At 69.4% G+C, this 13,130-nt stretch carries 12 protein-coding genes; 3 read left to right on the forward strand and 9 right to left on the reverse strand.

Annotated elements, in window-relative coordinates:
* Positions 1–5: 5 nt before the first annotated feature.
* The gene (locus PV396_RS34780) at positions 6–614 is read right to left on the reverse strand and encodes a TetR/AcrR family transcriptional regulator (protein ID WP_319211524.1); all 609 of its coding nucleotides are present in this window, start codon (positions 612–614) and stop codon (positions 6–8) included.
* A 107-nt stretch (positions 615–721) separates the two neighbouring features.
* On the opposite strand from PV396_RS34780, the gene PV396_RS34785 reads away from it, so the two are divergent.
* Entirely contained in the window at positions 722–2,191 is a 1,470-nt protein-coding gene (locus PV396_RS34785; RefSeq protein WP_319211526.1) for a cytochrome P450, read from the forward strand.
* Between the two features lie 105 nt (positions 2,192–2,296).
* Entirely contained in the window at positions 2,297–2,494 is a 198-nt protein-coding gene (locus PV396_RS34790) for a DUF5999 family protein (RefSeq protein ID WP_319211528.1), read from the forward strand.
* Between the two features lie 14 nt (positions 2,495–2,508).
* On the opposite strand, the gene PV396_RS34795 is transcribed toward PV396_RS34790, so the two are convergent.
* From PV396_RS34795 to PV396_RS34830, 8 genes are all read right to left on the reverse strand, one after another.
* Positions 2,509–3,813: an alpha/beta fold hydrolase gene (locus PV396_RS34795; protein WP_319211531.1), complete on the reverse strand. Its 1,305-nt coding sequence runs from the start codon at positions 3,811–3,813 to the stop codon at positions 2,509–2,511.
* Positions 3,814–3,923: 110 nt separating this feature from the next.
* On the reverse strand, positions 3,924–4,955 hold the full coding sequence (locus PV396_RS34800) for a LacI family DNA-binding transcriptional regulator (RefSeq protein ID WP_319211532.1): 1,032 nt from the start codon (positions 4,953–4,955) through the stop codon (positions 3,924–3,926).
* A gap of 91 nt (positions 4,956–5,046) precedes the next feature.
* Positions 5,047–6,471 carry a BNR repeat-containing protein gene (locus tag PV396_RS34805; RefSeq protein WP_319211534.1) on the reverse strand — a complete coding sequence of 475 codons (1,425 nt, stop codon included), beginning with the start codon at positions 6,469–6,471 and terminating at the stop codon, positions 5,047–5,049.
* A gap of 57 nt (positions 6,472–6,528) precedes the next feature.
* Positions 6,529–6,849 carry an L-rhamnose mutarotase gene (locus PV396_RS34810; RefSeq protein WP_319211536.1) on the reverse strand — a complete coding sequence of 107 codons (321 nt, stop codon included), beginning with the start codon at positions 6,847–6,849 and terminating at the stop codon, positions 6,529–6,531.
* A gap of 17 nt (positions 6,850–6,866) precedes the next feature.
* Positions 6,867–7,949, reverse strand: coding sequence for a rhamnose ABC transporter substrate-binding protein (rhaS, locus tag PV396_RS34815; protein ID WP_319211538.1), 1,083 nt, complete (start codon positions 7,947–7,949; stop codon positions 6,867–6,869).
* Positions 7,950–8,051: 102 nt separating this feature from the next.
* Positions 8,052–9,047: an ABC transporter permease gene (locus PV396_RS34820; protein ID WP_319211539.1), complete on the reverse strand. Its 996-nt coding sequence runs from the start codon at positions 9,045–9,047 to the stop codon at positions 8,052–8,054.
* A complete protein-coding gene (locus PV396_RS34825; RefSeq protein ID WP_319211541.1) occupies positions 9,040–10,080 on the reverse strand; it encodes an ABC transporter permease in 1,041 nt (346 codons plus the stop codon). Before PV396_RS34825 ends, PV396_RS34820 begins: the two co-directional genes overlap by 8 nt.
* Positions 10,077–11,594, reverse strand: a complete 1,518-nt coding sequence (locus PV396_RS34830; protein ID WP_319211543.1) for a sugar ABC transporter ATP-binding protein — start codon at positions 11,592–11,594, stop codon at positions 10,077–10,079. The genes PV396_RS34825 and PV396_RS34830 overlap by 4 nt, the downstream gene beginning before the upstream one ends.
* Before the next feature lie 288 nt (positions 11,595–11,882).
* Between PV396_RS34830 and rhaI the strand changes: the two genes are divergently transcribed.
* The gene (rhaI, locus tag PV396_RS34835) at positions 11,883–13,043 is read left to right on the forward strand and encodes an L-rhamnose isomerase (RefSeq protein ID WP_319211545.1); all 1,161 of its coding nucleotides are present in this window, start codon (positions 11,883–11,885) and stop codon (positions 13,041–13,043) included.
* Positions 13,044–13,130: the final 87 nt, after the last annotated feature.

Genomic DNA, 13,130 nt, shown 5'->3' on the forward strand with positions numbered 1-13,130 from the left:
CGCCGTCAGGGCGCGAGCGTGCCGAGCAGCGACCGCGCGCACAGCTCCCGCACCTGCTCCCTGGACAGGTCCGAGCCGCGCAGCCACTCCAGGCACACCGCCGTGGTGAACGCCAGCCACCCCCGGACGGCGAGCCGCAGGTCGGGTCGCTCCTCGGACAGCCGCCCGAACTCCGGGTCGGCCGCGAGCGCGGCGAGGATCTGCCGCTCCTGCGCGGCCAGCGCCCGCTGGTAGACCTTCCGCACCGCCTGGTCACCGGAGGCGTCGGCGCGATGGAAGGCGCGATAGCCGTGCGCGTGCTCCTCGACGTACGCGAGGAAGGCGTCGAGGTTCGCGTCCAGCTGCTCGCGCGCGGGGACCCCCGGCACGGCAGCCGTCATCCGCAGCATGTACTCGCTCTCGCGCTCCACGACCGCCGCGAAGAAGTCCCGCTTGGTCGGGAAGTAGTGGTAGAGCAGCCCGCGCGAGACACCGGCGATCTCGGCGACCTGCTCGATCCACACCTCGTCGTACGGGCTCTCCGAGAACAGCCGCGCGCCGACCGCCAGAAGCTGCTCCCGACGCTCGCCGGTGCTCAGCCTCCGACGTGTGCGCTCCCCCTCTTTCGCGGCCATGCCCGCACCTTACTTGACGTCGGTTCAGCGGCGGGATCAGACTGACCCCGCTATTGAATCCACGTACAACAGGGTCAACACGCCCCTGGCTCGAGGGAGATGGCGCCATGACCGAGACGGTGACCCGGACCGACCCGTCCGGGGGATTCCGCAGTGCCGAGCAGGGCTGGCCCGAGCTGCACCGGATTCCTCATCCGCCGCACCGGATCCCACTGCTCGGCGACCTGTTCGGCGTCAGCCCCCGTACGCCCCTCCAGGACTCCATGCGGGTCGGGCGCCGGCTGGGCCCGATCTTCCGGCGCAGGGCGTTCGGCAAGGAGATCGTGTTCGTGTGGGGCGCGGATCTCACCGCCGATCTGGCGGACGAGTCACGCTTCGCCAAGCACGTGGGCCTCGGCGTGGCCAACCTGCGGCCGATCGCCGGAGACGGGCTGTTCACCGCGTACAACCACGAGCCCAACTGGCAGCTGGCGCACGACGTGCTAGCCCCCGGGTTCAGCCGCGAGGCGATGGCCGGCTACCACCCGATGATGCTGGCCGTGGCCGGGCGGCTCACCGACCACTGGGACCGGGAACTGGCCGCGGGCCGTGCTGTGGACGTGCCCGGCGACATGACGAAGCTGACCCTGGAGACGATCGCGCGCACCGGCTTCGGGCACGACTTCGGCTCCTTCGAACGCGAGCGCCCACACCCCTTCGTGACGGCGATGGTGGGCACCCTGAACCACGCGCAGTACCTGAACGTCGTCCCCGCGCCGCTAGCCCCGCTGCTGCTGCGCCGGGCCACGCGCCGCAACGAGGCGGCCATGACCTACCTGAACCGCACGGTCGACGAGCTCGTACGGACCCGCCGGGCGTCGGCCGGCGCGGGCGCCGGCGATCTGCTCGACCGCATGCTCGACACCGCCCACCCGGAGACCGGCGAGCGCCTCGCGCCGGAGAACGTGCGCCGACAGGTGCTGACCTTCCTCATCGCGGGCCACGAGACGACGTCCGGTGCGCTCTCCTTCGCCCTGCACTACCTCTCCCGCCACCCGGAGGTCGCCGCCCGCGCCCGCGCCGAGGTGAACCGCGTCTGGGGCCCGGCCGCCGTCCCCGGGTACGACCAGGTCGCCAAGCTGCGGTACGTGCGCCGGGTGCTCGACGAGTCGCTGCGGCTGTGGCCGACGGCACCCGGCTTCGCCCGTGAAGCCCGCCAGGACACGGTGCTCGGCGGCGAGCATCCGATGCGCGAGGGCGCCTGGACCCTGGTCCTCGCCCCGCTGCTGCACCGCGACCCGGCGGTCTGGGGCGCCGACGCCGACCGGTTCGACCCGGACCGTTTCGACGCGGCGGCCGTACGCGCCCGCCCCGCCCACGCGTTCAAGCCCTGGGGCACCGGGGCGCGGGCGTGCATCGGCCGTCAGTTCGCCCTGCACGAGGCGACACTGGTCCTCGGCCTGCTGCTGCGCCGCTACGACCTGAAGCCCGACCCCGACTACCGGCTGCGGGTGGCGGAACGGCTGACGGTGATACCCGAGGGACTGCGTCTGCACCTCGAACGCCGGTCGCCGGGAACGGAGTTGGCGGCCGTCTGACCCGCGACCTCACAGATGAATTTCCCCGGGTGTCGGGGTCTCCACATACAGAGGAAAACTTCCTCCGGTACTACAGAGACAGACACTTGAGACGCGGGAGAGACCATGTGCACTCATCAGCCTTCGTGCCCGGCCGTCGACAGCCCCGACCACGACGCGGTCCTCATCGTCGCGGCCCACCCCGAGCAGGGCTGGAACCTGTTGTGCTACGGCACCATCGTCTTCGACGACACGGGTGAACTCCTGCCGGACGGACGGGCCGTGGGCCCGCTGCGCGGCGGCGGGCTCGCCGTCGCCGCCTGAGTCACCGGGTCGCGTCACACCTCGTCACGGGTCAGGGCCAGCAGCCGGTCGAGGACCCGAGGGCCGCCCGCCCGCACCCCGTCGTGCTCGAACTCGTCCGTCACCCAGGTCCGCAGCCCCCGGATCGCCCGCGCGGTCTCCAGGGCGTGGCCGGTGTCGACGTACATGTCGTCGTGGTAGACGGCCGCGGCGACCGGGACCTCGTTGACGGCCAGGCGGGAACGGTCGTACAGGGGTGTCCAGTCGGTGTGGGCGGCGAGGAGTTCGGCGGTCTCGCGCAGGGGGCGCAGGGCCGGGTCGACGTCGAACATCCAGGGGTGGACCGACTCGCCGGTGAACAGCAACGGGCCGTCGTCCGCGAGGGACTTGCCCGCGTCGAACTGCGGGAACTCGGCGCGCACCCGTTCGGCCGACCAGTCGGTGGGCCGGTGGTCCTGGCCGTAGATCGCCTCGTGGACGAGGGCGTACAGCGGATGACCGGCGTACGACAGCAGGCCCTGCACCTCCTCCAGGAACGCGTCGGACAGGGCCGGGCCCGTGGGGGTCCGGACGAACGCGTCCTCCAGGAGGTAGTGCAGCCGGTGGCTGCCCTCGCCTCCGCCGAGGACGATGCCGAGGGACTGGAAGGCCTCGACGGTCAGCCGGTAGCCGTTCGGCAGCACCGGCTCGTGCACGCTCACGTACTCGGCGATCCGCCGCGCCCGTTCGACATCCTGGGGGTAACGCGCGTAGTGCGCGGCGACCTTGCGTTCGATACGGGGGTAGGCGGCCCGGTAGACGTCGTCCGCGTGCCCGTCGAGCGAGGGAAGGCCGCCGGTGATCAGGGCGGCGGTCAGGCCCTCGGGCGCCGTCGACAGATAGTTCACCGCGCAGAAGCCGCCGAAGCTCTGGCCGAGGACGGTCCAGGGGGCGCCGCCGGTCACCGAGGGGCGTATGGCCTCGCAGTCCCGGACGATCGAGTCCGCGCGGAAACGGGTCAGATAGGCGGCCTGTTCGGCGGGCCCGCCGCGCAGCGGCAGCGTCTGGCGGTTGGCGGGCGTGGAGGCGCCGGTGCCGCGCTGGTCGAGGAGGAGCACACGGAACTCCTCCAGGGCCCGGCCGAGCCAGGCACCCTGGCCGACGAAACGATTCGCCCCGAAGCCCGGACCGCCCTGGAGATAGAGCAGCCACGGCAGGTCGTCCCGGTCCGCATCACCGCCGGCGACGACCTCACGGGCGTACAGCTCGATGGTCTCGCCCCCGGGGTCGTCGTGATCCAGGGGCACGGTGAAGCGGCGGTCGGTGAGGACGACGCCGGGCTGGCGGTAGCTGACGGTCAACGGGGCTCCCGAGACGGTTGGATTCCAGGCCGTCCCAGTTCAGCACATGGCCGGGGCGCTGCCGAGCCCCGGGATCATGAGGACCCACGGATTGTGTACTGAACCCCGGTTCAGCGGGCCGCGAGACTGGAGCGCCGCACCACCAGCTCCGGCTGGAGCACGACCCGGCGGTGGGAGTGGCGCCGCGCGCCGGACTCCGCCTCCGTCTCGGTCTCCTCCAGGAGGAGTTCCGCGGCCAGCGCGCCCATGGTCACGGCGGGCTGGCGTACGGAGGTGAGCGGGACGGCGGCCGCCGCCGCGAACTCGATGTCGTCGTAGCCGACGATCGCGAGGTCGTCGGGGACGCCGACCCCGGCCGCGTACATGGCCTGCAGGACGCCGAGGGCGAGCAGGTCGTTGGCGCAGAACACGGCGGTCGGCCGGTCGGCGAGGCCCAGGAGACGGGCGCCCGCGTCACGGCCCGCGGCCACGTCGAGGCGCTCGGTGGGCAGCTCGCGCAGCGCCGTGGGGCTGAGGCCCGCCTCGGCGAGCGCGTTCATGGCGCCCGTACGGCGGTCGCGCACCTGGTTGAAGCCAGGGGGCCCGCTGACGTACGCGATGGAGCGGTGGCCGGCGTCGACGAGATGACGTACGGCCAGTGCGCCGCCCGCGACGTCGTCCACGGACACCGAACACTCGGTGGTGCCCTCGGCGACCCGGTCGACGAGGACGAACGGGATGCCGTGGCGGCGGAACGCGTCGATGTTGCGGCCCGTCGCGTCGGCCGGGGTGAGCAGCACTCCGCGCACCCGCTGCTCGGCGAAGAGCGACAGGTAGTCGGCCTCCTCGCCGGCGCTCTGCGCACTGTTGCAGACCATCACACCGAGCCCGGCGTCGCGCGCGGCCCGCTCGGCACCGCGTGCCACGTCCACGAAGAAGGGGTTGCCCATGTCGAGGACGAGCAGGCCCATGATGCGGCTGCGTCCGGCGCGCAGCTGTCGGGCCGACTCGCTGCGGACGTAGCCGAGGCGGTCGATCGCGGACAGCACACGGGCGCGGGTCTCGGTGGCGACCGAGTCCGGGCGGTTGATGACGTTCGAAACCGTGCCCACCGAGACTCCGGCGGCGCGGGCTACATCCTTGATACCCACCGGCTGGGCCATCAGGCGGGGACCTCCAGGGAAACGAACGGTGGCGGGCAGGCCCTTACATTAGCTGCCTGCCCGGCCTTGACTAATCCGCTGATCATTCCGGTCACGCGGGGAGCCGGAAGTCGACGACATGGAGCGCCGACGGGGTCGTACCGCTCGACTTCTCCTGGTAGAGGACGGACAGGACGTTGTCCTGGGCTATCCGCGACTCGTCGATCACGACCTCGCCGAAGGCGTTCAGTCCGCTGCCGTCGTACAGCACGGTCCAGTCGGTGTAGCCGGAGGCCTTCGAGGCGCCGGCTATGCGGCCGAAGGGGAAGATCGCGTAGGCGTTGTCGTACTTGTCGAGGACCAGCTTGGTGCGCTGGCTGGAGTTCAACGGGACCGGGATCTCGGTCTTCTGCCAGCTTCCGGCGGAGTTCTTGCGCAGGTGGAAGGCGCGGCCGTTGGCGGTGCGGTTGGCGACGTAGTTGGTGGTGCACTGACCGAAGCGGCCGGGGACGTAGCTGATGATGGCGTGCGGCAGCCCGGACGAGTCGGTGAACTGGCTCTCCTGGTTCATCAGCGAGTGGTCCGGGTTCAGCGGGTCGACCACCAGGCCGCTGTCGGTGACCGCGACCTTGTCGGAGCCCCCCGTCGTGCCGACGACGGCGCCCGCGTTGTTGCGCCAGGTGCGGCCCCGGTCGTCGGAGTAGACGTAGCCGGTGTCGTGGTTGGTGATGCCGCCGCTGTTGCACATGACGGCGCCGTTCTGCTCGCGCCAGGTGAAGAACGAGTGCAGTCGGCCGTTCTTGTCGTAGTCGATGCCGTGCAGGTACATGTTGCGGGCCGTCGACGAACCGTGCTCGCTGGTGTACGTGCCGGTGGAGCTGGACCACTCGCCGAGGTTGGTCCAGGACGTGCCGTCGTACTCGGCGATCGCGTTGCGGCCGTTGCCGGAGATCCCGACGCGGTAGCTGAGCTGGAGCTTGCCGTCGGACAACGACACGAACTGCGGGTACGTGAACTGCGAGGTGAGCGCGAGTCCGTCGAGCGTCGACTGGGGTGCGCCGAAACGGGCCGCGGTCCAGCTGAGGCCGGCCGGGTTGTCCATGAGGCCGGCCACCGACTTGACGTAGGTGAAGCCGTCGCTGTGCGAGTCCATGTTGAGGTGGAGCCGGCCGTCGATCTTGGACACGCCCATGGAGATGACGTTGTGCGAGTCGTTGACCTTGAGGGTGTGCCCGACCTGGACCGTCGACCAGGTGCTGCCGCCGAGGACACGGCGGCCGACGACGGCGTTCTTGTCGGCGGTGTACCAGACGGCGTACTGGTAGCCCTTGTAGGTCAGCAGGCCGTTCTTCTGGAACGAGTTGTTGTTGACCAGGCCGTCGTAGGAGACGAAGAAGACGGCCTGGGAGTCGAGCGTGGTGATGCCGGTCTGGGTGACCGAGGGGCCGGGGTCGGCGGCGCGGGCACTGCCCGCGGCGAAGGCGGGGGTCACCACGGCGCCGGCGAGGACGGCACCGAGCAACGTACGTCTGTTCATCTCGGGGACTCCGTTGTCTTGCGAAATGATGCGGGGAGCGGGGGTGGGTCGGGGTGATCAGGCGAGGTGGAACACCTCGGTGAGGGGTTTCATGGCCTCGTCGGGACGGGCGCCGTCCAGCGATTCGAAGAACGGCGCCATCTCCGCCTGCCAGCGGGCGTTGACCTCCGCTGCTTCCATGCCGGCCTGGGCGGCGGCGAAGTCCTCGGTCTCCAGGTAGCCGACCAGCAGGCCGTCTGCGCGCAGGAAGAGCGAGTAGTTGTGCCAGCCGGTGGCCGAGAGCGCTTCGAGCATCTCGGGCCACACGGCGGCGTGCCGCTCGCGGTACTCGTCGAGGCGGTCCGCCCTGACCTTCAGCAGAAAGCACACGCGTTGCATCAACAGCCCCCAGGGAATCAGAAGTTGAACTGGTCGATGTTGTCCTTGGTGAACACGGTCGGCTTGCCGAGGCTGATCACGCCGTCCTTGCCGATCGTGTACTCACCCATGTCGCCGGCCTTGAAGGTCTCGCCCTCCTTGCCGGTGATCTGACCCGAGGCCAGCGCGACGGCGGTGTACGCGGCCAGCGAGCCGAGCTTCGCCGGGTCCCACAGCTCGAAGCCCTCGACGGTGCCGTTCTTGACGTACTTGCGCATGTCGTTGGGGGTGCCGAGACCGGTCAGCTTGACCTTGCCCTTGTACTTCGAGCCGGACAGGTACTGGGCGGCGGCCTTGATGCCGACCGTGGTCGGGGAGATGATCCCCTTCAGGTTCGGGTACTCCTGGAGGAGGCCCTGGGTCTGCTGGAAGGACTGCTGGGCGTCGTCGTTGCCGTACGCGACCTTGACGAGCTTGACGTCCTTGTACTTCGGGTCCTTCAGCTCGTCCTTCATGAAGTCGATCCAGGTGTTCTGGTTCGTCGCGGTCTGCGCGGCGGAAAGGATCGCGATCTCGCCCTTGTAGCCGATCTGCTCGGCGAGCAGCTGCACCTCGGTACGGCCCAGGTCCTCGGCGCTGGCCTGCGAGACGAAGGCGTTGCGACAGTCGGTCTTGGTGTCCGAGTCGTACGTGACGACCTTGATGTCGTTCTTCATGGCCTGCTTGAGCGCGGTGCACAGGGCGCCCGGGTCCTGCGCGGACACGGCCATCGCGTCGACCTGCTGCTGGGTGAGGGTGTTGACGTACGACACCTGCCCGGAGGTGTCGGTGGCGCTGCTGGGGCCGACCTCCTTGTAGCTGGAGCCCAGGGTCTTCAGCGCGGCCTCGCCGCCCTTGTCGGCGGAGGTGAAGTACGGGTTGTTGACCTGCTTCGGCAGGAAGCCGACGGTCAGCCCCTTCTTGGTGGCCGCGTTCGGGTCGGCCTTGCCGGTCGCGGCGGCCGAGGCACCCTCGTCCTTGACGTCGTTCTTGGTGGTCCCGCCACAGGCGGTGAGCGCCACGGCGAGAGAGGTGGCAGCGGCAAGAGCCGCAGAGGCACGACGAACGGATGACTTACGCATGAGGGTTCCTTACAAACAGAGGGTGAGGAGAAGCGCCCGTCTTTAGGGGCGCGGGGAACTGCGCGACCAGCCACAGCAGGCCCGCAGCGTTCGAACGGCCTGCTAGGTGAGCCTTTGTGACGCCCTGGCAAGAGAAACCTGCCGAGCAACCCGAGGCCCCAGCACAGAAAGCACCAACAGAACGCCCGTCACAACGATCTGCGACTGAGCCGAGACATCCTGAAGACTCATCACGTTCTGCAGCGCACCCAGCAGGAAAACTCCCGCGATCGCGCCGCCCAGCGTGCCCTTGCCCCCGTCGAAGTCGATGCCGCCCAGCAACACCGCGGCGATGACGGAGAGTTCGAGCCCGGTCGCGTTGTCATAACGCGCGCTGGCGTAGTGCAGCGCCCAGAAGATCCCGGTGAGCGAGGCCGTGAGGCCGGTCACCGTGAACAGGATCAGCTTCTGCCGCTTGACCCGGATACCCGCGAAGCGGGCGGCCTCCTCGCTCGCGCCGATCGCGAAGAGCGAGCGGCCGAACGGGGTGGCGTGCAGTGCGACCACGGCGATCGCGAGCAGCACCAGGAAGGGGAACAGGGCGTACGGGATGAAGGTGTCCCCGATACGTCCGGCCGCGAAGTCCAGGTACTGGGTGGGGAAGTCGGTCACCGCGTCGGAGCCGAGCACGATCTGTGCGATGCCCCGGTAGGCGGCCATGGTGCCGATGGTGACGGCGAGGGAGGGCAGCCCGAGGCGGGTGACGAGCAGCCCGTTGACCAGCCCGCAGACGGCGCCCAGGACCAGGCAGATCGGGATGATCATCTCGATGGTCAGGCCCTGGTTCCACAGAGCGCCCATCACCGCGCCGGACAGGCCGGCGGTGGAGGCGACCGAGAGATCGATCTCACCGGAGACGACGAGCAGGGTCATGGGCAGCGCGACGAGTGCGATCGGCAGGGTGTTGCCGATCAGGAAGGACAGGTTGAGCCCGTTGCCGAACCCGTCCACGAACCCGAAGGACAGCAGGAGGACGACGACGAGGAGGGCGCCGACGGCGGAGTCCCACCTCTTCAGGGAGGACCCGCGGATGGCACGCGCGAGCGGTGAGTCAGCCATGGCGGGCGTTCCTCTTCTTCAGGGCGGTCGCCACGCGCAGGGCGACGACCCGGTCGACCGCGATGGCGAGGATGAGCAGGATGCCGTTGATGGCCATGACCCACACCGAGCTGACGCCGAGGGCGGGCAGCACGCTGTTGATGGAGGTCAGCAGCAGTGCGCCGAGCGCGGCACCGTAGACGCTGCCGGAGCCGCCGGTGAAGACCACACCGCCGACGACGACCGCGCTGACGACGGTGAGTTCGTAGCCGTTGCCCGTGCTGGAGTCGACGTTGCCGAAGCGCGCGAGGTAGAGAGCGCCGGCGAGTCCGGCGAGAGCGCCGCAGAAGGTGTACGCGAGGAGGATCCGCTTGCGCACGGGGATGCCGGCGAGCCGGGCGGCCTCGGGGTTGGAGCCGAGCGCGTACAGCTCACGGCCGCTGCCGAACTGCCTGAGGTAGTAGGCGGTGGCGACGAGTACGGCGAGCGCGATCAGCGCGAGGTAGGGGACCGCCGAGATGCCGCCGGAGCCGAAGTCGACGAAGCCGTCCGGGAGGTCGGCCGCGGTGATCTGCCGGGAGCCGACCCAGATGGAGTCGATGCCGCGGATGATGTAGAGCGTGCCGAGGGTGACGACGAGGGCGGGTACCTGGCCGAAGCTGACGAGCAGCCCGTTGAGGAGCCCGAAGCCGATGCCGAGAAGGATGGCCAGGAGTACGGCCACGACGGGGTTTCCGCCGTCCTGGAGGTAGACGCCGGCGGCGAAGGCGCTGATGCCGAGGGTGGAGCCGACCGACAGGTCCACGTTGCGGGTGATGACCACGAGGGACTGACCGGTGGCGACCAGGACCAGGATCGTGGCGTTCAGCAGCAGGTCCTTGATGCCCTGTTCGGACAGGAACTCGCTGTTGCCGGCCTGGGTGATGGCGATCATCACCAGGAAGACGACGAGGATGGCGAGTTCGCGCATCTTGAACACGCGGTCCACCAGTCGGGTGCCGCTGGACTTGGGCACCTCGGCTGCGGGAGCGGGGTTGGGAGCGGTCACCGTCATGCGGCGGCCCTCCCGGTGGCTGCGGCCATCACCGTTTCCTCGGTTGCTTCGGAGCGCGGGATCTCGGCGGCGAGGCGGCCCTCGTGCATCACGAGCACGCGGTCGGCCATGCCGAGGATCTCGGGCAGGTCGGAGGAGATCATCAATACGGCCACCCCGTCGGCGGCCAGCTCGCTGAGCAGGCGGTGCACCTCGGCCTTCGTACCGACGTCGATGCCTCGGGTGGGCTCGTCGACGATCAGTACCCGGGGGCCGGTGGCGAGCCACTTGGCGAGGACGACCTTCTGCTGGTTGCCGCCGGACAGCGTGTTGACGGTGTCGGCGATGCGGGCGTACTTCACCTGGAGCTTGACGGCCCAGTCGAGGGAGCGGCTGCGCTCGGCGCCCCGGTCCATGAGGCCGGCCCGGACGGTCGTACGGAGGCCCGTGAGGCCGATGTTCCGCTCGATGGACATGTCCATCACCAGGCCCTGGGCGCGGCGGTCCTCGGGGACGAGGGCGAGCCCGGCGGCCATGGCCGTGGAGGGCGCCCCGTTCGTCAGGACCTTGCCGTCCACCTCGACCTCGCCGGCGTCCCAGCGGTCGATGCCGAAGACGGCCCGGGCGACCTCGGTGCGGCCGGCGCCGACGAGTCCGGCGAGGCCCACGATCTCGCCGTGGCGCACCTCGAAGGAGACGTCGGTGAAGACGCCCTCGCGGGTCAGCCGGCGCACGCTGAGCGCGACCTCGCCGGCCTGCACGTCCTGCTTCGGGTAGAGCTCGTCGAGGTCGCGGCCGACCATACGGCGTACGAGATCGTCCTCGGTCATGCCGTCGATCGGCTCGCTGGCGATCCAGGCGCCGTCACGCAGGGTCGTCACCCGCTGGCAGATCTGGAAGATCTCCTCCAGCCGGTGCGAGATGAACAGGACGGCGGCGCCCTGGTCGCGGAGGGTGCGCACGACGCCGAAGAGGCGGGCGACCTCGCTGCCGGTGAGGGCCGCGGTCGGCTCGTCCATGATCAGGACGCGGGCGTCGAAGGAGAGCGCCTTGGCGATCTCGACGATCTGCTGGTCGGCGATGGACAGGCCGCGTGCGGGCCGGTCGGGGTCGAGTTCGACACCGAGGCGCTGCATCAGGGCGGCGGTCGCCGCGTGGGTGGCCTTGTGGTCGATCCGGCCGAGGGCGCGCCGGGGCTGGCGGCCCATGAAGATGTTTTCGGCGATCGACAGGTCCGGGAAGAGCGTGGGCTCCTGGTAGATCACGGCGATTCCGGCGTCGCGGGCGTCGCCGGGGCCGTGGAAGGCGACGGGCGCGCCATCGAGCAGCACCTGGCCGGTGTCCGGTCGGTGCACTCCGGCGAGCGTCTTGATGAGGGTCGACTTGCCGGCGCCGTTCTCGCCGGCGAGTGCGTGCACTTCGCCGGGGAACAGCTCCAGGGAGACGTCCCGCAGGGCACGCACCGCACCGAAGGACTTCGAGATGTCCTTGAGTGCCAGCACTGGGGCCGGCCCCGGGTCGGACGGGTGGGTCATGAGGGCTCCTCGACGACGCCGGTGGCACGGCCCTCACGGCGTCGTGAAAGGTTTCAACTGGGTTGCCGGGACGTTAGGCATGGCAGACATGTCACGTCAATGGGTCCGTGTCGAAATTTTTTCGATAATCGAAGGTCACAGGCAAGTCACGGTAGGCCGAATCGGTCAGAGGACTTGACACCCCTCCGGGTGACTCATAGCTTCCCGTTCTGAATCGTTTCATCAGAACGTCGTTCCGCATGCTGTTACCCAGCAGTCGAGCCGACCCGATGTCACAGGAGTCCCGAAGTGACCGAGCTCAGCGCGGTGAAGGCCGCTCTCAAGACCCAGGCCATCGAGACCCCGTCGTGGGCCTACGGGAACTCGGGGACCCGTTTCAAGGTGTTCGCGCAGCCCGGCGTTCCCCGCGACCCCTTCGAGAAGCTGGACGACGCCGCGCAGGTGCACGCCTTCACCGGAGTGGCCCCGACCGTGGCTCTGCACATTCCGTGGGACAAGGTCGAGGACTACGCCGCGCTGTCGAAGTACGCGCAGGAGCGCGGCCTCAAGCTGGGCGCGATCAACTCCAACACCTTCCAGGACGACGATTACAAGCTCGGCAGCATCTGCCACCCGGACGCGGCCGTTCGGCGCAAGGCGCTCGGCCATCTGCTGGAGTGCGTCGACATCATGGACGCGACGGGGTCCGCCGATCTGAAGCTGTGGTTCGCCGACGGTACGAACTATCCCGGCCAGGACGACATCCGCGACCGGCAGGACCGGCTCGCCGAGGCCCTGGCCGCGGTGTACGAGCGGCTCGGCGACGACCAGCGGATGCTCCTCGAGTACAAGTTCTTCGAGCCGGCCTTCTACACGACCGACGTCCCGGACTGGGGCACGGCGTACGCGCACTGCCTCAAGCTCGGACCGAAGGCGCAGGTCGTCGTCGACACCGGGCACCACGCGCCCGGCACCAACATCGAGTTCATCGTCGCCACGCTGCTGCGGGAGGGGAAGCTCGGCGCGTTCGACTTCAACTCGCGGTTCTACGCGGACGACGACCTGATGGTCGGCTCGGCGGACCCGTTCCAGCTGTTCCGGATCATGTACGAGGTGATCCGGGGCGGGGGGTTCTCGCCCGACGTGGCGTTCATGCTGGACCAGTGCCACAACATCGAGGCGAAGATTCCGGCGATCATCCGGTCGGTTATGAACGTGCAGGAGGCTACGGCGAAGGCGTTGCTCGTTGACGCGTCGGCGTTGGCGGCGGCTCAGCGGGCCGGAGACGTTCTTGCTGCCAACGCGGTGTTGATGGACGCGTACAACACGGATGTTCGGCCGTTGCTGGTGGAGGTTCGGGAGGAGCTGGGGTTGGACGGGGATCCGATCGCGGCGTATGCGCGGTCCGGGTGGGGTTCGAAGATTGCTGCGGAGCGGGTTGGTGGGGAGCAGGCCGGTTGGGGGGCGTGAGCGGCTGCCGGGTTCCGTTCGTTGCGGAGTGCCGGTTCGTCGTGGCTTGTCGCGCAGTTCCCCGCGCCCCTGAAACACCTCCCCCGC

It is taken from the genome of Streptomyces sp. ME02-8801-2C, assembly GCF_033793965.1.
Lineage (GTDB): Bacteria > Actinomycetota > Actinomycetes > Streptomycetales > Streptomycetaceae > Streptomyces.